The organism is Pseudomonas sp. MYb185 (genome assembly GCF_002979975.1).
GTDB lineage: Bacteria > Pseudomonadota > Gammaproteobacteria > Pseudomonadales > Pseudomonadaceae > Halopseudomonas.
Window position 1 is genome coordinate 70052 of the sequence record NZ_PCQD01000009.1, and the last position, 20918, is coordinate 90969.

Here is a 20918-nt window from a genome sequence, read left to right on the forward strand (position 1 = left end):
TCAGTTATTCAGAGAGGCCCATGCCGACACTACCCAACCACCAGCGACTGCGTCACTTCATCACTGAACTGGCCACCCTGCTGGAGCAGACGAGCGAAGAAAACGCCATTCTCGAGCAGGGCGGCCAGTTGCTGCAGGCCCTGGTCAGCCATGATGACTGGCTGCCGGAAGCCTATGCCCAACCCGACCCGGAACGCTATCAGCAGTATCTGCTGCATGCCGACTCGCGCCAGCGTTTCTCGATCGTCAGCTTCGTCTGGGGGCCGGGTCAGCAGACGCCCATCCATGACCACCGGGTATGGGGTCTGATCGGCATGTTGCGTGGCGCCGAGTATTCCCAGGGCTTCGAACGCGCGGCCAATGGCGAACTGCTCGAGCATGGCCCGCGGATTCGCCTCGAGCCGGGCCAGGTGGAAGCTGTCTCGCCCAGCGTGGGCGACGTCCATCAGGTCAGCAACGCCCACACCGACCGCGTGTCGATCAGCATCCATGTGTACGGCGCCAATATCGGCGCAGTCAAGCGCGCCGTCTACCAGCGCGACGGCAGCGAAAAAGTATTCATTTCCGGTTATTCCAACCACCACCTTCCCAATATCTGGGATGTATCCAAAGAGAGCCAGACTCCATGAGCCGCCCCACCTTGCGTTCCTGCCATGACATCCGCCAGGCCCTGCTCGACCAGCAGGAGGTCGCCCTGATCGATGTGCGCGAAGAGGCCCCATTCGCCGAAGCCCACCCGCTGTTCGCCGCCAATATCCCGCTGTCGAAACTGGAGCTGGAGATCCATGCGCGGGTGCCCCGCCGCGATACCGCCATCACCGTCTACGACAATGGTGAAGGCCTGGCGCAGCGCGCGGCCCAGCGGCTGGAGGCGTTGGGTTATACCCAGGTGGCGCTACTGGAAGACGGACTAGCCGGCTGGCAATCCGCCGGCGGTGAACTGTTCAAGGACGTCAACGTACCCAGCAAGGCCTTTGGCGAACTGGTGGAAAGCCAGCGGCACACCCCTTCGCTGTCCGCCGAACAGGTGCAGGAACTGCTCGATCTCCAGGCCGACGTGCTGGTGGTGGATGCCCGCCGTTTCGACGAATACCAGACCATGAACATTCCCGGCAGCGTCAGCGTGCCGGGGGCGGAGCTGGTACTGCGGCTGGCTGAGCTGGCTCCGAACCCGAACACCCGGATCATCGTCAACTGCGCCGGCCGCACGCGCAGCATCATCGGCACCCAGTCGCTGGTCAACGCCGGCACCGTCAATCCGGTTGCCGCCCTGCGTAACGGCACCATCGGCTGGACCCTGGCCGGCCAGCAACTGGAGCATGGCCAGGACCGACGCTTTACCGAGGTCAGCGAGCAAACCCGCGACAAGGCCGCGCAAGCGGCCCGTAAGGTAGCCGACAAGGCCGGCGTGCAGCGCGCCACCCTGGCGACCTTGCAGGCCTGGCAACGGCAGCCGGAGCGGACCACCTACCTGTTCGATGTGCGCACGCCGGAAGAATTCGAAGCAGGGCACCTGCCCGACGCCCGCTCCACCCCCGGCGGGCAGCTGGTGCAGGAAACCGACCACTTCGCCAGCGTGCGCGGCGCCCGCATCGTGCTGGCCGACGACGATGGCGTACGCGCCAACATGAGCGCCTCCTGGCTGGCGCAGATGGGCTGGGACGTCGCCGTGCTGGACGAACTGGACAGCAGCGCCTTCAGCGAGCAAGGCGCCTGGAAGGCACCACTTCCGCCACTGCCCCAGCCGGAGGAAATCACCCCGGCCACCCTGGCCGACTGGCTGGCTGCGGGCGATACCCAGGTGCTGGACTTCACCGCCAGCGCCAATTACGTCAAGCAGCATATCCCCGGCGCCCACTGGGTACTGCGCGCCCAACTGGCCCAGGCGCTGGAAAACATCCCGCCGGCCCAGCGCTACGTGCTGACCTGCGGCAGCAGCCTGCTGGCGCGCTTCGCGGTTGACGAGCTGCGGGAACTGAGCGGCAAACCGGTATTCCTGCTGCAAGGCGGAACCGCCAACTGGCTGGCCGCCGGCCTGCCCCGCGAGGAAGGCCCGACCCGCCTGACGGTCCCGCGCACCGACCGCTACCAGCGCCCCTATGAAGGCACCGACAACCCGAAGGAGGCCATGCAGGGCTATCTGGACTGGGAGTTCGGCCTGGTCGAGCAACTGGGACGCGATGGCACCCATGGCTTTCAGGTGATCTAGGGGAGGTCCACGACCTGGGGGTCAAGCGGTGCCCAAGTATGAACGCCGCTAGTCAGGCAGAGCCGGGCAACCAGGCTCTGCCTGCCCCCATTTCTATAGCAAAAACGCCCAAACTAACTCCGGTAATGGCTCCACCTTCAAACAGGGAGTCAGACTGATCATGGCGTCGGATTGGGCAGTCTCAAATGTATTTTCTCGATCTCATCCAGCACCTCGCTGCTTAGATCGATGTTGATGCTGTCAATATTCTCGATTAACTGCTGCTGGCTGGTAGCACCAATCAGCGTGCTCCCCACGAAGGGCCGGGAGTTCACGAACGCCAGTGCAAGCTGCGCAGGCGTCACACCCACCTCGTTGGCCAACGCAATGTATTGCTTGATGGATTCTTCCGCCAGAGGTCTGGAATACCGCACAAACCGGTCGAACAGTGTCAAGCGTGAGTTTGCCGGACGCTGCCCATTCAAATATTTGCCAGTGAGGGTGCCGGCAGCCAGCGGCGAATAGGCCAGGAGGCTGACCTGTTCATGTTGTGAGAACTCCGACAGGCCGACTTCGAATGTCCGATTCAACAAACTATAGGAGTTCTGAATGCTGACGATCCGCGGCAGTCCCAGGTTCTCAGCAGCTTTGGTGAATTGAGCCAGCCCCCAGGGCGTTTCGTTGGAGACACCGATATAACGCACCTTGCCCTCACGCACGAAATCCGCCAGCACAGACAGAGTCTCTTCGATTGGAATGCTGGCTTCCTTTTCTGCTAGCCAGGCATAGGACAGCGCACCAAATGTATTGGTGGAACGGTCAGGCCAGTGGAGTTGATACAGGTCAACATGGTCGGTCTGCAGCCGATCAAGGCTGCTGTGCAATGCCTGCGTCAGATTCTTACGGTCATGCCTGGACTCACCATTACGCAGATGTCGGGGCCGGTTGCCACTGGCCGGCCCAGCGGCCTTGGTGGCCAATACCACCTCATGGCGTCTACCGGTTCTGGCCAACCAGGATCCGATATATGACTCGGTGCGCCCCTGAGTTTCAACCGTGGGTGGCACTGGGTACATTTCGGCGGTATCAATCAGGGTGATACCGCGCCCCAGTGCGTAGTCCAGCTGAGCGTGCGCCTCTGCTTCGGTGTTCTGTTCGCCCCAGGTCATGGTGCCCAGTCCGATCAAGCTGACAGTGAGATCCGTGCGCCCCAAAGTACGATATTTCATCATGCAATTTCCTGAATAAGTAAGTTTTATTGAGTCCAGCCGACACAGGGATTCCAAACAGAAACCAACAAGTCATGAAGTTCCCTGCCATGGCGGGATCAATAAGGAAGTACAGCAATAAGCAACAACTGGGCCAGCCGATATTCGGGCCTCATGCAAGCCTGTTCATATTCCAACAGAAATTACCCGCACCGCCGCTTTATCAACAGCAGTAACGGCGAGGATGACCTGCGAGCGAGCCATGATTAGGTGAACAAGCCGAAAAAAGAATTATAAAAACGTCCTGCAGCCTTACTCAGAGGCTGTCCCGCCTGTCGAAATACAACCACTTGCCAACAGACTGCTGGATAACAAGCACCACACCTCTCCCCGCCCTTATAACAGCAACCAACCAGCCTGGTTCAGCGCGTCTGGCATATTTGTTGCTGAGTATCTGTTTGCTATTAACTCACTCGACTAATGGAGTATTTAATGACTCAACGTAAATTACGCCTCGGTGCCTTTATCATGGCTACCGGGCATCATATCGCTGCATGGAGACACCCGGGTTCGCAGATTGATTCAGGCGTCAATATTGACCATTACATCGAAGTGGCAAAGATCGCGGAAAAAGGTCTGTTTGATCAGGTGTTTGTAGCAGACAGCCCGGGCCTGTCGTACCGTGGCAAAGATCAGGAGTCCTTCAGTCGGCAAGGCCGCGTCTCGCATTTTGAGCCGGTGACCCTATGGTCTGCGCTTGCCGCCGTTACCAAGCATATTGGCTTCGTGGCGACGGCCTCCACGACCTACGAGGATCCCTACCTGTTGGCTCGCAAGTTCGCCTCCCTTGACCATATCAGTAAGGGGCGGGCAGCCTGGAACGTGGTCACCACTGCGGCCCAGAACGTGCATGGCAATTTCGGCCTGAATCAGCATCCGGATCCGGCAACCCGCTATGAAAAAGCCCATGAATTCGTCGAGGTGGTGAAGGGCCTGTGGGATAGCTTCGAGGATGATGCTTTTATCCGCGATGCGGAGTCAGGTGTCTATTTCGATCCAGCAAAACTGCACACTCTCAACCATGAAGGCAAGCACTTCAAGGTCAAGGGGCCGCTCAACCTGGAGCGTCCACCGCAGGGGTATCCGGTCATAGTACAAGCCGGCTCTTCCGAGGATGGCCGGGAGTTGGCGGCTGCCACAGCGGAGGCCATCTTCACCGCATGGAATACACTTGAAGAGGCACAAGCCTTCTACCAGGATGTCAAATCCAGGCTGGCCAAATATGGTCGTAAGCCTGAACAGCTACTAATTCTCCCGGGTATTTCCCCGGTGGTCGGCCGTACCCAGGAGGAGGCCGAAGCGAAATGGAAGGCCTTGCAGGATCTGATTCATCCGTCGGTTGGTCTGGGCACCATTGCCCACTTCTGGCCCGATGAGGATCTCAGCAAATGGGATCTCGACGCCCTACCCCCCTACTACCCCACCCCACCGGCTGGCATCAACAGTCGCCAGCACCTGGTGATTGAGCTGGCACAACGAGAAAGGTTCACCGTTCGCCAACTCTACCAGTATCTGGCTGGTGCTCGTGGTCACTGGGTAGTGGTAGGAACGCCTGAGAAGATTGCTGACGAAATTCAGAGCTGGTTTGAAAACGGCGCAGCGGATGGCTTCAACGTCATGCCGCCAGTTCTTCCAGAGTCCTTGAATGACTTTGTCGAGCTGGTCATTCCAGAACTGCAACGTCGGGGATTGTTTCGCACCGAGTACGAAGGCACCACGCTACGTGAAAACCTTGGTCTGGAACGACCGGCCAACCGCTACGCCGATGCGGCTGATCAAGCCCGGAAAGCCGGTTGAAAAGGTACTGACCGCTGACCGGAGCCATCCGGTCAGCTTTGCTAGTGCTCTGCCTGGCAGCCGACCATCCCCATCCGTCAATTCCCATGCAAACCGATTGACCAATCAGGACATTGCCATGACTCCCCCCCATATTGCGATTCGCCTTACCGCTGATCCTGCTACTGTTTTCGCCCTTTTCATTCGCCGATCCGTTGCCGGAGGTAATCAGGCTGGGCATTGCCAATGCTGGCGCAGGAAGCCCACCCCGAGCCGCCATCGGCCCTCTTGGCATTGCCCAGCAACATCAATTGATCGAGCAGGAACTGGCCAACGACAACATCAAGGTGCAATGGATATTCTTCAAGGGTGCGGGACCGGCCGTTAATGAAGCGCTATCCAGCCGACAGATCGACTTTGCTGCCCAGGGCGACCTGCCGTCGATCATTGGTCAGGCAGCCGGTTTGAATACCCGGCTGCTGATGTCGCTGGGCAAGTCGCATTCTTATATAGCGGTAAAAAAGGACAGCGCCATTCAAACAATCAGCGATTTGCGCGGCAAGACTATCGCTTTCCATAAGGGCACCAACATCCACCTGGGCGTGAGCCGCATCCTGAATAAGGGCGGATTGACCGAACGGGATCTGAAGGTTTTCAACCTGGATTCCGCCGCCTCGCTCAGCGCCTTTCTGTCCGGCGATCTGGATGCCCTGTTCGGCGGGCTGAATCTGTTCCGACTGGAAGATCTCGGCAGTGCGCGGTTGATCTACGACACCCATCAGGACCCTGCCTTCGTGCGACAGACCCACATTCTGGTTGATGACACCTTTGCCCAGCGCTATCCGGATATTACCCAACGCGTAGTGCAGGCGCTGGTGCGGGCAGCGCATTACAACGCACTCGAAGAACACGAAGAGGAAGTGCTGCAATCCTGGGCCACCGGCAGCATCACCGTAGACCATTTCAAACGTGAGCTGGCGGGCGCTTCCATCCGTGAAAAAATATCGCCGCTATTCGATACCTACACCACCGGGCTGTACCGCCAATCCATTGCCGATGCCAGAGAGTTCCGGTTGATCCGCAGGAATATTGATCTGGACAGGTGGATAGATGACAGCTTTTTGCAACAGTCACTGGTCAACCTGCAGCTTGAAGACTACTGGCCACCCCTCGACCAGAACAGCCATCCGGAAACAGGAGCAGTAACCGGCCTGTAGCCTGTAGCCTGTAGCCTGTAGCCTGTAGCCTGTAGCCCAGTCCCCTGCCCATTGCTGTCTGGACGCCGGCATCAACTTGACCCAGCGTCCAAGCAGCTCGCTTGCTCATGGGTTGCTGGCTACCCCGGTAATGAGATTGCCCTTGGCATCATGAGTCGGCCAGAAGTCTTCCAGACCGAGCTCCTTCAACGCCGCATCCAGGAAACGGTCATCCTTCCAGTCATCCAGCAAGAAACCACGTCGAATCAATCGATAACGTACCGAGTCATCGATTGATTGCTGATCCGACACCACCGCCAGCTCATCGAACAGAGGGGTGAGACGTAGGCTCAGTGGTTCGTCATCCAGATCCTCACGTACCACCTGCTCGGTAACGCTGCCGATAGCCCAGAGGCCGATAACCTCGTCACGATTTTCCTCCAGAGAACCCCAGTGCGCAGCCCGGACTATGGCCTTGACCACCCTCTGCACGATGTCCGGATACTGCTCTGCGAAAGGCTCATGCACCAGCACATGGCTTTGTTGCATGGCGTCCACATCACCCTTGCTGGTGTAAACAACACGGGCCAGCCCCAGATCGCGCAGACGGAACAGAGTCAGTCCACCGAACAGGCCATCCAGATCGTCCGACTGGAACGCAGCGAGTGCTGTCTGCGGCTCAAGATTGACTATTCGCAGATCCCGCTCTGCCAGGCCATTGTTCTCAAGGATTCGGTTGACGGCCAGATGGGTTGCAGTGCCCTTGTGAAATGCCACGCGCCTGCCTTTGAGATCGGCGATGGAAGCAATCTCGGAATCCGGCCGCACTGCAAGAAAGGTATTGCTTCGCCCGCCGGTCACCATAATGGCCCGGGTCTTCAAACCCACCGAACGGCCAACGATGGACGGCAACCCACCCTGGGTGGCAAAGTCCACCGAGCCGCTACTGAACGCCTCATTAACCGCAGGCCCCTGCCCCTTGAAGAACACCCACTCGATCTCGATACCATCCTTCTCGAATTCCTGCTCCAGATAACGGTGGGCCTGTGCGATGGCCAACGCACCAGTCTGGATTCGTGGCGGATTGCCAACCCCTGCGGACGACACAGCAAAACGAATGGTCCTGGGTGGCTCAGCCAATGCCAGCTGCGGAGCAATGACCAGCAGCAACGCCAACACCAACCTGCGCGGAATAACCTTGCCTATGCTCATGATCATTTCCTGTCCCAGAGCGCTGGGGCAGCAGTGATCTGATCAATCGAAAGCAGCTCATCCGTCGTCAATTGCCAGCTGGCCGCCGTTGCGTTGGCCGCGATCTGCTCTACCGTACTGGCGCCTGCGATGATGCTGGCAACCCAGGGCCTTGCAGCCAGCCAACTGAATGCCAGCTCAAGCAGGCTATGCCCCCGGCTCTCGGAGAATGCGCGCAGTTGCTCCACCACGGCCCAATTATGCTCATTAAGGTATCGCTCACCCAACCGCGGAGTAGTGGTCAAGCGACTGTTCTCCGGTAACGTCGCATGCTGCTGGTATTTGCCGGAGAGAAACCCGCTGGCCAGCGGAAAGTACGGGAGCAAGCCCAGCCCGTACCTTTCCAGCACAACGGCATGCTCGCCCTCGACCTTACGCTGTAGCAGGCTGTATTCATCCTGGGCCGAAATAAAAGCGGCCAGCCCCCGCTCGCGCGCCACGCGCTGTGCCTCAACGATCTGCCAGGGGGCAAAGTTGGATAGCCCCAGATAACGCACCTTGCCTTGGCGAACCAGGTTGTCGAGCGCTTCCACGGTTTCCTCGATCGGTGTGCCGGGGTCTGGCCTGTGCACCTGATACAGGTCGATCCAGTCTGTCTGCAATCGCCGCAGACTGGCCTCCACCGCCTGAAAGATGTAGCGCCTCGATGCGCCTCTCAGCTTGCCTTGCTCATCGAACGGATTGCCGAATTTGCTCGCCAATACCACATGCTTGCGCTGCTCACCCAGCACCTTGCCGAGAATACTCTCCGAGCCGCCCTTGTTGCCGTAGACATCAGCGGTATCAAGCAGGGTAATCCCTGCGTCCAGTGCGGCATGTATCACTTTTCTCGATGCATCCAGATCAAGCCGGCTACCGAAATTATTGGTTCCCAGTCCCACCAGGGACACTTTCAATCCGGAATGCCCAAGCCTGCGTTGGGGGATGTCAATTGAAGGCATGATTCAACTCTCTCCTGTTGCGAAAGCGCCAGGCCATAAGCCGCTGGCTGACGCTCAGTGTTCATTATGAAACTCGCCGGGCTCAACGTGCGGCGTCACCTTTACGGTATTCCTGGGTCAGCTCATCAAAGCGCTGCTTCAACTCGAACGGCAGCGGCGTGTTGATCGCCGCCAAAGTGGCATCCAGTTGAGCGGGATTGCTCGCGCCAATAATCGCGGAGGTCACCACCGGGTTTGCCAACACCCACGCCACTGCTGCCGTGGTCAGTGACAGCCCCACGCTGTCTGACAAGGAGGCCAGGGTTTGCACGGTTTCAAATTGGCGTTCGTGCCAATACCGTTGCTGATAACGCTCGGCTGCCGTACCCAGCGTGAAGCGGGTACCTTCGGTTGGCGCACCATAGCGGTGTTTGCCGGTCAGCAGCCCACCAGCCAACGGGTTGTAGGGAATCACGCCCACCCCCTGTTCCTGCGCCAGCGGCAGCAACTCCCGCTCTATCTCACGGAACAACAGGCTGTAACGAGGCTGCACAGAAACAAAGCGGGAATAACGATGAATATCCGACCGGCCCAATGCCAGGGCCAGACGGTAGGCGAGAAAGTTGGATACCCCTATGTAACGCACCTTGCCTGAATGAATGAGGGTATCCAGCGTGTACAGCGTTTCATCCAGCGGCGTAGCGGGATCATCCGAGTGCAACTGATACAGGTCGATGTAATCAGTGTTCAGACGCGTTAGCGAAGCGTTCACCGCCTCGTGTATATGCTTGCGTGAGGCGCCCTGATTCCATGGCCGCGAGCCCACCGCACCAACAAATTTGGTAGCAACAATAAAGTTGTCACGCTGCCCATGTAGCCAGCGCCCGACGATCTCCTCGGTGCGGCCGACTCTTTCGAGACCACCACCCAATGGATACACATCGGCGGTGTCGAGAAAAGTGATACCCGCATCCGCTGCCTTGCCCAGGATACGGGCAGCTGTGGATTCGTCTGTCTGATAGCCAAAGGTCATGGTGCCCAGGGCCAGACGCGAGACCGTCAGGCCAGTATTGCCCAGTTGTGTATATTGCATCGTTTGCTCCAGTCATGGGTTCTACTCAAAGCGTGCCGAGAGACATTGCTGCCACAGGCCACCCTTCACCGTAAGCAATATGGATGCCATTAAAAATTCATATATTTATCAGTAAGTTACGATTCAAGCAGGTAGAAACGCTGTAACTTTCCACACAGATACATTTCAGCCTGCTGCTAAAGCAGCACGGAATTGCCCCATTCATACGGCATTGGACAGCGGCATCACCGCAGCAGGTGCTGGCCGCCTACGCCCCTCGCCCCATTGTTCGAGTTTTAGATAGATCACTGGCGTGGAGTAAAGCGTGAGCAATTGACTTAACAGCAGGCCACCCACAATCGTGACACCCAGCGGCTGACGGATTTCGGATCCGTGGCCAAAACCGATCAATAGCGGCAGGGCTCCCAGCAGGGCCGCCAGGGTGGTCATCATGATCGGTCTGAAGCGCGTCAGGCAGGCCTGGTATATGGCATCCCGCGGACTCAACCCTTGCTCGCGGCGGGCTGCGATCGCGTAATCAACCAGCAGGATGCCGTTTTTCTTTACAATGCCGATCAGCAGCAGGACACCAATCAACGCAACCAACGAGAATGTCATATCCACCAGACTCAGCAGCAGCAGCGCGCCGACACCAGCGGATGGCAGGGTGCTGATGATAGTGAGCGGATGGATCAGGCTTTCATACAACACACCAAGGATGATGTAGACCGCCAGCAACGCAGCAAGAATCAGCAGTCCCTGGCTGGCCTGTGACTCCTTGAATACCTGGGCGCTACCGCTGAAAGCACCACTGATCTGGTCAGGCATGATGAGCTCCTGCTGGGCCTTCTCCAATACCTTGACCGCCTCTCCCAGCGACACGCCGGCAGCCAGATTGAACGATATGGTGACCGCCGGAGCCAGACCACTGCGATTGATCACTACAGGCCCCGCCATCACCGGCTCTTCCCGCACCACCGAGGACAACGGCACCAGTTGGCCCGTTGTCTGGGAACGCAGCTTGAGGAACTCGGTACTGGCCAGACTGCCCCTGGCCGGTTCTGCCAGCTCAAGAATGACCTTGTACTGATTCACCTCGGTCTGGTACTCGTTCACTGAACGCTGGCCGAATGAGTCGAACAACAATTGGTCAACATCCCGTACGGTCACGCCAAAGTGTGCTGCCGCGTCGCGGTCAATACGCAGATGCTGAACAGCGGCTCCCATCTGCAGATCATCGCTGACATCGCTGAACTGGGGCAGGCTGTGCAGTTGCTCGGTCAGTTGGCTTGCCCAACCATATAGTTGCTCCGCGTCTGTACCGCGCAGCAGATACTGATAGGACACCGGGCCACGCCCTCCCCCCATACTGATATCCTGAGCTGGACGGTTCAGCAGGCTAATCCCGGGTACGGCCGCCAGTTGGGGACGCAGCCGATTGACTATCTCCTGGGCGGAAGACTGCCGCTCGCTGATATCCCTGAGCGATATCCAGAAACGGCCGCGTGACAGTGTCTGGCCCGTTCCGGGCTGGACACCGACCATCTCGAATACCACATCCACGTCCGGGTCCTGCTGAAGGATCGCGGACAACTGCTGGTGCTTGCGGCGCATTTCCGGATAGGAGATATCCTGCGCTGCAATACTGCTCCCCTGCAGGAAGGTGGCGTCCTGTTCGGGAAAGAAATCCTTGGGAATGAACCAATAACCGACAGCACCAGCCACCACCGTCAGGGCAAAGAAAACCAGAACGACACCACCATGATCAAGTGCCATGGCCAGCGTACGAGCATATAACCGCACGCCAAACGGCTCATCAGCCTGAGTCCGGTGCTGATGCCTGAAGCGAGCGATCAGACTGGGGGCCAGGGTCAGGGACACCATCATCGAGATGACCACCGTGGTCGCCAGGGTGATCGAAAATTCGCGCAGCAACCGGCCAACCACACCATCCATCAACAAAAGCGGTAAAAAGGCAGCAATCAACGACAGGGTAATGGCCACGAGAGTAAAGCCCATTTCATTGGCCCCGGCCAACGCCGCCTTGAAAGGCGATAAGCCCTGCTCTCGATAACGATGGATGTTCTCGATCACCACAATGGCGTCATCCACCACAAAACCCACCGCAACCACGAGGGCCATCAGCGTCAGGTTGTTCAGGCTAAAACCCAGAACATACATGACCGCCAGAGTGGCAAATAGGGATACTCCAAGCACCGAAGCCACTACCAGCGTGGCGCCCCAGGAACGCAGATATAACCCCATCACTGCGACCACCAACAGGATCGCAATGGCCAACGTCAGAGCCACGTCGTGTAGTGAGGCGCGGGTCAGAACGGTGCGATCGACCATCACTTCCAGATTGACGCTGGACGGCAACTGCTCCCGCAGGCCGGGCAACAATGCGCGAATCCTTTCGGCGGTCTCCACCATATTGGCTCCGGGCTGGCGCAATACCGCCAATGTCAGCGCCGGCTTGCCGTTCTGGTGGGCAGAGATATAGGCATTTTCACTACCAACGACGACCTCGGCAACATCGCGCAAATGCAGAGCAGCGCCCTGCTGATAGCCAACCACTAGCGCGCCATATTGGTCCGCAGTGAATATCTGGTCATTGGCCGCCAGCGTCACTACTCGCTGCTCTCCGTACAATGCCCCCTTGGGGAAGTTGAGGCTGGCTTGTTGCAAGGCCTGGCGTATATCAGCCATTGTCAGGCCGCTGGCAGCAAGCTGCTCGGGCTTTACCTGCACGCGGATTGCTGGCTTCTGCTGGCCAAAAATACGAATATCGGCAACACCATCCACCTGACTGAGCTGGCGCACCACCAGATTCTCGACCACATCACTGAGCGCGGTGGAGGTCATCAGATCCGACTGCAAACCGAGTAACAACACCGGGAACTGCGCCGGGTTGAGCTTACGCCAGGAAGGCGGAGCCGGCATTTCAGCAGGCAACTGGCCGGCGGCATTATTGATCGCCGCTTGCACCTCCTGCACCGCAGTATCCAGCGGCTTGTTCAGCTCGAACTGCAACTGGATCGAGGTATTACCCAGCGAGCTGCTGGAGGTCATCTCCCTGATACCGGGCACCTGACTCAACTGTACTTCCAGCGGAGTCGCCACCGCCGATGCCATGACCTCCGGGCTGGCTCCGGGCAGTAGCGCATTCACCTGCAGGTTGGGAAAGTCGACTTCCGGCAACGGCGCGATTGATAAGCGCGGCAACGCAAAAAGTCCCAGCAAGGTAATCGCCAACCCCAGAAGAACAGTGGCCACTGGGCGCCTGATGAACCAGCCCAGACCTTGATCATGTACAGCCATCGAATTCCCCTGTCGCCCGGTGATCTCACCGAGCCAAGTTATGGGTATCTGCTGTCAGCCCATCGGGGCTGGCATCAACCACTACCGCGGACACCATGGCGCCATCGCGCAGCTTCACCTGGCCGTCCACCACCACCTGCTCTCCGACGCTCAGCTCACCCGCCACCACCGAACGCTCCCCCAGATCACGTACCAGGCTAATGGGCACGACCTCCACCCGATCATCCTTTTTACGAAACACATAGGGCGAAACCGCACCCTGCATGATTGCGGAACTGGGAATGACCGTCGCTTGCCGATACTGTTCAACCTCCAACCTCACGCGTACCAGTTGGCCGGGCCATAGCACTTCGTCCTTATTGTCGAGTTCCGCCTTGATACGAAATGTGCCAGTTGCCGAACTGATCACCGGCTCTATATGTGCCCGTTGCCCCGTGGCGATCTGCATCCCGGTCTTCTGATCCAGCACCTGCAGCGTCACTCCGTGCTCACGCCAATGCTGCACCTTCGGCAATAGATCCTGGGAAACGGAAAACTCCAGCCCGACCGGATCGATCTGGGTGACTACAACCAGCCCGGTGCTATCGCCAGCACGCACAAGGTTGCCGCTATCCTGTAAGCGGAAACCCACGCGCCCGCTCAATGGCGACACCAGCCGAGTATGTGACAAGGCAATACGGGATGCCTCAAGCCGCGCATCACTGCCTTGCAGCTGCGCCTTCAACTGAGCCACCCTGGATTCTTCCTGGGCCAGCCGCTGCTGCGACAAGGCGCCCTCTCTGGCATGCAGTGACTGGTAACGCGCCAGATCCTGCTCCGCCTCACGCAACAGCACCACCAGTGCCTGACGTGTTGCCTGTGCTTCATCCACCGCCGAACGCCAGCTGCGATCATCAATTCTGACCAGCAGATCGCCCTTGCTCACGGCCTGACCGTCGGTGAACAGCACTTCATCAATGACCCCTTCGATCATGGGGCGAAGCAATACCTGCTGTAATGGTTTGATCTGGCCGATGACATCCAGCCGATAACTGGCGTCCTCAACCCGGACTTCAGCGACATGAACCGGAACACCCGCCGAGGCAGGTCGCGTTGCCGATTGTCCCATGGTCATCGGGCTGGCCAGACTGATCGCCAGCAGGCTTATGATTAGGTTTGTCTTCATCACAGAATCTGCGCGACCTCGGCAAATTCGAGGCGGGGACCTCGGGGAGCCAGGCGACTGGCATCGGCATAGCCAAGATTGATCAATAACAGGCTTTTCCAGCGCCCATCCGGGAAGAACAGCGTATCGACCCGTTCATTGTCGAACCCGGACATGGGCCCGGCGGTAAGCCCCAGCGCACGGGCGGCAAAAATCATGTAAGCCGCCTGCAGCGTTGCATTGGTGAGCGCCGTAGGCTCGATCAGCGCAGGTGTTTTCTCGAAGAAGCCCTTGGCATCAAACGCCGGAAACTGGGTCGGCAGGAACTGATGAAAGTGTGAGTCGTAGGCAACAATCAGCGTCACCGGAGCCGACAGAACCTTCTGCGTATTGCTGGAGGAACACCGTGCAGCCAGCTTCTGCCTGACCTCCTCTGTGCGTACGAACAGGTAGCGGCCAGGCTGTGTGTTGAACCCGGTGGGCCCCAGTTTCGCGTATTCATACAGCTGGTGGAGAACCGTGTCGGTCACCGGCTCATCAGTAAAGTCATGCGCTGAGCGGGCATTGATAAACAGCTGCTCTATGCTGCGCCAATCAATGGCGTCGTTCTGCAATGTCATGGATAGCTCCTTCGAAATACCAGGAAAATGAGTGCTCAATCGCTCAGGTGTAGGTGGTTGCGGATCTATCCGGCGGGTTCACCTCATCCCCTATATCCCGCTCGCTGCGGGGTTCTTCTGCCGCCACCAGCGGCGCGACATGGGCAGCACCACTGGCCTCCTCCGGCAAAAAACCGTTGGACTGTCTGCTCCAAAGTTGCCAGTAGGCGCCTCCCGTCGCCAACAACTGCTGATGGCTACCGTCCTCGACGATCCTGCCATCACTGAACACGAGGATTCGATCCAGGTGGGCAATGGTGGAAAGCCGGTGCGCCACAACCAGCACTGTCTTGCCGACCATGACCTGATCCAGGGTGTCCTGAATGGCTTTCTCGGTGATGGAGTCGAGACTCGACGTGGCTTCATCGAGTATCAGGATGGGGGCGTCTTTCAGAATCACTCGGGCAATGGCAATACGTTGACGCTGCCCCCCTGACAGCTTCACGCCACGCTCCCCTACCATCGAGTCGTAGCCGCCACTGATCTGCGTGATGAAGTCATGGGCATAGGCTTTTTTTGCCGCATCGACGATGTCCTGGTCACTCGCATCCAACCGCCCGTAGCGAATGTTGTCCCGCAGGGTGCGATGGAACAGGCTGGGATCCTGCGGGATCAGGCTGAGTTGGGAATGCAATGATTCCTGGGGCATATCACGAATGTCCTGCCCATCAATCAGGATCTGCCCCTGTTGAATGTCATACAGACGCAGAATCAGACTGACAAAGGAAGACTTGCCTGAACCGGAAAAGCCAACCAACCCAACCCGTTGGCCGGCCGGAATCGATAGGTCGAGCGAATCGAAGACCTGACGGGTGGGGTTATAAGCAAAGCTGACGCCCTTGAATTCGATCGCGCCCCGTTTGATCACCGCCGCCGGTACCATCGGTTTGTCGACCAGCTCATGGGGACGCACAATCGTCTGCACACCATTGGCCACGTTACCGATATATTCAAAGAACTCGAGAAAGCGGCGGGACAGATTGCGCGCCTCGGTAATGATCAGCAAGGACAGACTCACTGCCATGACAAAGTCCGCCACATCAATCTCACCACTTCCCCATAGGGTCAAGGCGTAATACAGCACGCCTATTTTCAACAGCGCTGCAGCGGAAAACTGAAACCAGCGCACCTTTTCCGAATAGCCATTGGACTTCCTGATGGCCTTCATTTCCCGAGTGAAGGCATGCTCCAGTGTCTCCCGCTCGAACCCGAGCCGCGCAAACAGCCGAGCGCTGGTCAGGTTACTGACCGAATCCACTATCTTGCCTGTGGTTTCACTGCGGGCAGCGGATGCCTTGAGCGCGTAGGGCTGACAGCGCCTGGCAAGAACATAGGAAACACTGACGAAGGCAATTGCCCAGAGGCAGACGAACAGAGCCAACTTGAAGTGCGCACCCAACAAAAGAAAGATCGAGACACTGAAGACGATGACAATCGGCCAGAACTCTGTGATCAATGACCACAGGGTTTGTGTCACCCCCATGGATGTTTCACTTATACGATGAGCAAGCGCACCAGCAAAATTATTGCTGAAGTAACTGTGCGAATGATATTGCAGATAGTGGTATATCTGGCGCGTCACATTCTGACGTTGCCGCGGCCCAAGGCGAATCTGGATGGCACCCGCCAGCCGGCCGAATACCACCTCGCCAATACTCAGGCCAATGAAGATCATGATTGGCAGGGTCAAGACGACTATCAGGTCTAGTGTCTGATCTTCAGCCCCAAGTACACTTCTGATGATTCTACTGAGGGCATAAGGAATCAGGATGCCGCAGCTGGCGTTGAGCGTTTCAAACAGCACCATCGCGGCATACCACCAACGGTAGCGCGCGACGAAATACAGAATGAAACGGAACGGCGTACTCGGCAACGACGGGCTACCCGGCGCACGCATGAACGCTGTATCAGCCATGGGTTCCTCTGACGACAAGGCAGGATTGACGCCGCCCATCACCAACTGAACCGCCACAGGTCTATACCGGATGGCCGTTCATGCTCAGGCACCACCGCAATGGGCTCGGCACTGTCGTCACCGAATTCGCGCAGAACATTTTCGCGCAACTGGGAAAAGGCAAAGGAGTTACGATCCCTGGGATGGGGCAGATCGATATCGACAATCTTCCTGATCCGCCCGGGACGCGGCTCCATGATCACCACCCGGTCACCAAGATAGACCGCCTCCTCAACATCATGGGTGACCAGAATCATGGTTATCCCTTCCTTCTGCCAGATATCCAGCAGCTCCTGTTGCAGATGGCTTCTGGTCAAGGCATCCAACGCGCCGAAGGGCTCATCCAGCAGCAGAATTTCCGGTCGATTCACCAACGCACGGGCAATAGCGACCCGCTGGCTCATGCCGCCGGATAACTGGTAAGGATAGGCCTTTTCAAATCCACCCAGACCAACCAGATCAATGTGCTGTTGAATCAGGGTTTTCTTTTCTGCAGCAGGGATATCGCTATTGAGCAGCCCCAGCCCTATGTTCTTTTCCACCGTCAACCAGGGAAACAGGCGGTGCTCCTGAAAGACGATGCCCCGTTGCAGGCTGGTACCGGAAATCCGCGCGCCATTCAGCAGAATATGGCCCTGATAGTCCTCCTCAAGTCCGACGATAAGCCGCAGCAAGGTCGATTTTCCGCAACCACTGGATCCCACAATGCTGACGAACTCGCCGGGCGTAATGGTCAAAGACACATCCTCAAGCACCGGTAATACCTTGTCCTTCACTGCGTACTGCTTACTTAAACTCTTGATATCCAGCGTAGCGGCATTAGCCATAACAGACTCCAATAACTCTAATCGTGAATGTCCAACACATATCAATAGGACGCGGTTGATGCACCACGCCAACGTAATAGACGCGATTCAATAAAGTTGGCCGACAGGTTCAGTACCAGACCTACTGCACCGACAATGATCACGCCAAGCAGCACCTGATCCATCCAGAAGTGCTCCTGACCATCTATCAATAAAGTGCCAATGCCCGGCGCAGCGCTCAGTAGATATTCCGCACCGAGACAAGCCAGCCAGGAATAGATCAGTGCAAGATAAATACCGGTAAAAATCGACGGCATGGCTGCCGGCAGCACTATCCTGGTCACCACCTGTAACCGCGAGAAGGCAAAGGTCTTGCCGACCTCGACAAACTCCCGGGCAACACCCCTGACCCCTTCATAGGTATTCAGCACAACCGGAAAGAATGCCGACAAGGCCAGAAAAACCACTTTGCCCTGCTCGCCCATCCCGAACCAGACCGATATCAGGGGAATCCACGCAAACAGGGAAATCTGTTTCAAGGTATGGAAGGTGGGGCCGACCATCCTGTCGAACAGACGCAACAGCCCCAGCGCGCCACCGAATACCAAACCGGCACTGGCACCAATAACAAACCCCTTGGCCATTCTTCCAAGGCTTGAGCTCAGCGCCAGCCATAGCTCACCGGACGCGGACAGCTCATGGGCCCGTTCGAATACCCGTTGCACCGGAACAAACAGTTGGGAGTCAGTCCAGCCAAAGAAATAGGCCGCCCACCAATAGCCAAGCAGTGCAGTCGGTAACACCCAACCACGTAGCCTCCTTGGTACCAGGGTGGCGATATTGCGCGAAAAGATGCTTGCTGAAGTGCTCATGGTTGCTCCCTAGAACGCGGCCTTACGCCAACGCAGAATGTGTGATTCCACCAACCCGAGAACCTTGTCCAGCAACAAGCCGATAAAACCAATGACAAAGACCGCCGCCAACACCAGGTCGAGCTGGAACAACTGCCGGCCCCAGACAATCAAGTAGCCCAACCCCTCTGTGGACGCCAATAGCTCGACCCCCACCAGCGCCAACCAGGCGTGGGTCAGGCCATAGCGCACGCCATTCCAGATCGGCGGGAATGCCGAGGGAAACACCACCTTCGTGAGTAACTGATATCTGGAAAACTCAAAGGCGCGGGCCACCTCGATATACCTGGTCGGAACGGATCGCAGTCCATTGAAGGTATTCAGGGTAATCGGCACGAAGGCAGACTTTGAAATCAGGATGATTTTCAAAGCCTCCTCCAAACCCACGAGCATCATCAGCAGCGGCAGCCAACCAAGGGACGGCACCTGCGCAAAGATCTTGAATGTCGGATACAGGTAATCCCTGGCCGTTTCCGACAATCCCATCACCACACCCAGCATCAGCCCAAGGCCACAACCCAGGGCAAACCCGGCCAACACGCGCTTGAAGCTGATCCAGGTGTGAGTCTGCAGTTCACCCGTGCCCAGGATGTCGAAGAACGTATCAACGACCAGCAGTGGCGAAGGCAGGATCTGCATCGGCAACCATTCAAAATGGCTGATCAGAAACCAGCACAGCAGCAGCGCCAGCGGAAACGGCCAGGCAAGATAGACATCGCTGCTCCTTGCCCAGCTGGGGACTTTCACTCCGCTGCACAGCTCGCGCAGCAGTGACCGCTTTCCGTTAATCAACGGCCCCAGCGTTTGACCTGATGACCCAGAGGATGAAGGCATGACTTTTCTACTCTTATGACGTAATGACAGAATCCACAACCTTGTTCTAACTAGTAAGAACTTCTCCAGCGCAACGCTTGGCGCTCAAAATGCATGGCGCCCTGGCTCAGCAAGTAACCAATCAGACCAACCACCAGCATTCCAAAAACAATAAGCTCTATGTTGAACGCCGCTCTGCCACGAAATATGGTTTCACCCAGCCCGATAGTGTCGTACGAACGCAACAGGAACTCGGCACCAATAGTGCCAAGCCACGCATAGATCAAACCGAGTTGCAGGCCGGTAAATATCTGCGGCGAGGCTGCCGGCAACAGCAGACGCCACACAAATTGCTTCCGGTTAAACTCATATACACGCGCGACTTCAAGCCACTTTCGCTCTATACCAGCGACACCTTCATGGGTACTCAATGCCACCGGGTAAAACACGGCCAGAGCAATGAGTACCAACTTCGACAACTCGCCATAGCCAAGATAAACGGACAGTAATGGAACCCAGGCAAACAGCGATATCTGCCGGATCACATGAAAGCTGGGGGATAACAGGCTGTTAGCCACCCGCGAGAGTGCCAGCGCGCAGCCGAACACAATCCCGGCAATACTGCCCAGCGCAAAGCCAAGCAGATCCCGGCCAAGGCTGGCAGCCACCCCCAACCAGAATGCGCTACTCTGCATTTCCGCGTGGGCAACCGCGAATACCCCTCCAGGAGGAACAATAAGCCTGGTGTCCACCCATTCAAACCAGGTAACTGTCTGCCAGACGAGCAATGCCAGCAACGGCAATACCCAGCCACGCAGATCGTGCTTTTGAAAGGTCACGGCCAGATGATGAAGGAGTGATTTCACAGGCCTTGCCTCTTCTCGGAAACGGCTGGCTGCCAGGGCTGCACGCGCTTCTCCAGCCAGCCAAGTAGCAGCTCCAATATCAGCCCGACCAGACCGATAACCAGCATGGAAACCACGATCAGATCCATCTGCAGTAACTGGCGACCCCAAACCATCAGATAGCCAATACCTTCGCTGGAAGCCAACAGCTCAACGAATACCAGCGCCAACCATGCCTGCATGATCCCCTGGCGCAGGCCATTGAAGACCCCGGGAACCGTGGCCGGCACAATCAGACGAAACACCACCTGCAGCGGGTTGAAGCCAAAGACCCTGGCTGCCTCCAATAGCTTTCCCGAGATATTGACGATGCTATTGAAGGTATTGATGGCCACCGGCGGAACCACGGCTATGGTAATCGCCGCCACTTTCAGCGCCTCATCAATACCTGCGAAAATGATCAGCAGCGGCACCCAGCCGATGACCGGGAACTGTGCCAGCACGCTGAAACTGGGATAGATATAAGCTCTCGCCTGGCGGGACACGCCCATCATCGCCCCCAGTAGCAGCCCCACTATGCAGCCAATCAGCAAGCTGAGCCCGAGTCGACCAAGACTGATCGACAGGTGCTCCCACAATTCGCCGGAGGCCAGCATCTCCACTAACGAGCTCCATACCAGCGATGGCGGTGGTAACAACTGCTCCGGTACCCAGTGCCGCGTGACAGCCAACTGCCACAGGAAGAACACCATCCCGGGAATCAGCAAACCGTTGCTGGCCCACAGCACTCGATT

General features: G+C 57.6%; 17 protein-coding genes. 4 read left to right on the top strand and 13 right to left on the bottom strand.

What is annotated here, in order from left to right:
* Window positions 1-20 precede the first annotated feature (20 nt).
* Both CQ007_RS14380 and CQ007_RS14385 read left to right on the top strand, forming a co-directional pair.
* Window positions 21-629: a cysteine dioxygenase gene (locus tag CQ007_RS14380; RefSeq protein WP_105646527.1), complete on the top strand. Its 609-nt coding sequence runs from the start codon at window positions 21-23 to the stop codon at window positions 627-629.
* Complete coding sequence (locus tag CQ007_RS14385) at window positions 626-2209, top strand: rhodanese homology domain-containing protein (protein ID WP_105646528.1); 1584 nt, start codon at window positions 626-628, stop codon at window positions 2207-2209. Before CQ007_RS14380 ends, CQ007_RS14385 begins: the two co-directional genes overlap by 4 nt.
* A 158-nt stretch (window positions 2210-2367) precedes the next feature.
* On the opposite strand, the gene CQ007_RS14390 is transcribed toward CQ007_RS14385, so the two are convergent.
* The gene (locus CQ007_RS14390; RefSeq protein WP_105646574.1) at window positions 2368-3417 is read right to left on the bottom strand and encodes an NADP(H)-dependent aldo-keto reductase; all 1050 of its coding nucleotides are present in this window, start codon (window positions 3415-3417) and stop codon (window positions 2368-2370) included.
* Between the two features lie 471 nt (window positions 3418-3888).
* Here CQ007_RS14390 and CQ007_RS14395 point away from each other — a divergent pair, with 471 nt between their 5' ends.
* Both CQ007_RS14395 and CQ007_RS14400 read left to right on the top strand, forming a co-directional pair.
* Window positions 3889-5253 (top strand): LLM class flavin-dependent oxidoreductase, encoded by a 1365-nt coding sequence (locus CQ007_RS14395; protein WP_105646529.1) that lies wholly within the window; start codon window positions 3889-3891, stop codon window positions 5251-5253.
* Between the two features lie 134 nt (window positions 5254-5387).
* The gene (locus CQ007_RS14400) at window positions 5388-6449 is read left to right on the top strand and encodes an ABC transporter substrate-binding protein (RefSeq protein WP_158256781.1); all 1062 of its coding nucleotides are present in this window, start codon (window positions 5388-5390) and stop codon (window positions 6447-6449) included.
* Window positions 6450-6554: 105 nt separating this feature from the next.
* Here the strand turns inward: CQ007_RS14400 and CQ007_RS14405 are convergent, their stop codons facing one another.
* From CQ007_RS14405 to CQ007_RS14460, 12 genes are all read right to left on the bottom strand, one after another.
* Window positions 6555-7640 (bottom strand): ABC transporter substrate-binding protein, encoded by a 1086-nt coding sequence (locus CQ007_RS14405; protein WP_158256782.1) that lies wholly within the window; start codon window positions 7638-7640, stop codon window positions 6555-6557.
* Window positions 7641-7642: 2 nt separating this feature from the next.
* A complete protein-coding gene (locus CQ007_RS14410) occupies window positions 7643-8620 on the bottom strand; it encodes an aldo/keto reductase (protein ID WP_218278888.1) in 978 nt (325 codons plus the stop codon).
* 82 nt (window positions 8621-8702) lie between these two features.
* Window positions 8703-9692 (bottom strand): aldo/keto reductase, encoded by a 990-nt coding sequence (locus CQ007_RS14415; protein ID WP_105646532.1) that lies wholly within the window; start codon window positions 9690-9692, stop codon window positions 8703-8705.
* A gap of 201 nt (window positions 9693-9893) precedes the next feature.
* Window positions 9894-12992 carry an efflux RND transporter permease subunit gene (locus CQ007_RS14420; RefSeq protein ID WP_105646533.1) on the bottom strand — a complete coding sequence of 1033 codons (3099 nt, stop codon included), beginning with the start codon at window positions 12990-12992 and terminating at the stop codon, window positions 9894-9896.
* 25 nt (window positions 12993-13017) lie between these two features.
* Entirely contained in the window at window positions 13018-14157 is a 1140-nt protein-coding gene (locus tag CQ007_RS14425; protein WP_105646534.1) for an efflux RND transporter periplasmic adaptor subunit, read from the bottom strand.
* Window positions 14157-14756, bottom strand: a complete 600-nt coding sequence (locus CQ007_RS14430; protein ID WP_105646535.1) for a malonic semialdehyde reductase — start codon at window positions 14754-14756, stop codon at window positions 14157-14159. The genes CQ007_RS14425 and CQ007_RS14430 overlap by 1 nt, the downstream gene beginning before the upstream one ends.
* Window positions 14757-14799: 43 nt before the next feature.
* Window positions 14800-16767 carry an ABC transporter ATP-binding protein gene (locus CQ007_RS14435; protein ID WP_256582298.1) on the bottom strand — a complete coding sequence of 656 codons (1968 nt, stop codon included), beginning with the start codon at window positions 16765-16767 and terminating at the stop codon, window positions 14800-14802.
* Complete coding sequence (locus CQ007_RS14440; protein WP_105646537.1) at window positions 16749-17576, bottom strand: ABC transporter ATP-binding protein; 828 nt, start codon at window positions 17574-17576, stop codon at window positions 16749-16751. Before CQ007_RS14440 ends, CQ007_RS14435 begins: the two co-directional genes overlap by 19 nt.
* A 41-nt stretch (window positions 17577-17617) precedes the next feature.
* On the bottom strand, window positions 17618-18427 hold the full coding sequence (locus tag CQ007_RS14445; protein ID WP_105646538.1) for an ABC transporter permease: 810 nt from the start codon (window positions 18425-18427) through the stop codon (window positions 17618-17620).
* 9 nt (window positions 18428-18436) lie between these two features.
* Window positions 18437-19300: an ABC transporter permease gene (locus CQ007_RS14450; RefSeq protein WP_105646539.1), complete on the bottom strand. Its 864-nt coding sequence runs from the start codon at window positions 19298-19300 to the stop codon at window positions 18437-18439.
* A gap of 50 nt (window positions 19301-19350) precedes the next feature.
* Window positions 19351-20145, bottom strand: a complete 795-nt coding sequence (locus CQ007_RS14455) for an ABC transporter permease (protein ID WP_177424365.1) — start codon at window positions 20143-20145, stop codon at window positions 19351-19353.
* Complete coding sequence (locus CQ007_RS14460; protein WP_218278889.1) at window positions 20142-20912, bottom strand: ABC transporter permease; 771 nt, start codon at window positions 20910-20912, stop codon at window positions 20142-20144. Before CQ007_RS14460 ends, CQ007_RS14455 begins: the two co-directional genes overlap by 4 nt.
* Window positions 20913-20918: the final 6 nt, after the last annotated feature.

Excerpts from the sequence above, each read along its gene's own strand:
- CQ007_RS14385 (WP_105646528.1), top strand. The coding sequence starts at position 626 with ATGAGCCGCCCCACCTTGCGTTCCTGCCATGACATCCGCCAGGCCCTG.
- CQ007_RS14445 (WP_105646538.1), bottom strand. The coding sequence starts at position 18,427 with ATGAGCACTTCAGCAAGCATCTTTTCGCGCAATATCGCCACCCTGGTA.
- CQ007_RS14410 (WP_218278888.1), bottom strand. The coding sequence starts at position 8,620 with ATGCCTTCAATTGACATCCCCCAACGCAGGCTTGGGCATTCCGGATTG.
- CQ007_RS14420 (WP_105646533.1), bottom strand. The coding sequence starts at position 12,992 with ATGGCTGTACATGATCAAGGTCTGGGCTGGTTCATCAGGCGCCCAGTG.
- CQ007_RS14405 (WP_158256782.1), bottom strand. The coding sequence starts at position 7,640 with ATGAGCATAGGCAAGGTTATTCCGCGCAGGTTGGTGTTGGCGTTGCTG.
- CQ007_RS14395 (WP_105646529.1), top strand. The coding sequence starts at position 3,889 with ATGACTCAACGTAAATTACGCCTCGGTGCCTTTATCATGGCTACCGGG.
- CQ007_RS14450 (WP_105646539.1), bottom strand. The coding sequence starts at position 19,300 with ATGCCTTCATCCTCTGGGTCATCAGGTCAAACGCTGGGGCCGTTGATT.
- CQ007_RS14415 (WP_105646532.1), bottom strand. The coding sequence starts at position 9,692 with ATGCAATATACACAACTGGGCAATACTGGCCTGACGGTCTCGCGTCTG.
- CQ007_RS14425 (WP_105646534.1), bottom strand. The coding sequence starts at position 14,157 with ATGAAGACAAACCTAATCATAAGCCTGCTGGCGATCAGTCTGGCCAGC.
- CQ007_RS14440 (WP_105646537.1), bottom strand. The coding sequence starts at position 17,576 with ATGGCTAATGCCGCTACGCTGGATATCAAGAGTTTAAGTAAGCAGTAC.
- CQ007_RS14380 (WP_105646527.1), top strand. The coding sequence starts at position 21 with ATGCCGACACTACCCAACCACCAGCGACTGCGTCACTTCATCACTGAA.
- CQ007_RS14430 (WP_105646535.1), bottom strand. The coding sequence starts at position 14,756 with ATGACATTGCAGAACGACGCCATTGATTGGCGCAGCATAGAGCAGCTG.
- CQ007_RS14390 (WP_105646574.1), bottom strand. The coding sequence starts at position 3,417 with ATGAAATATCGTACTTTGGGGCGCACGGATCTCACTGTCAGCTTGATC.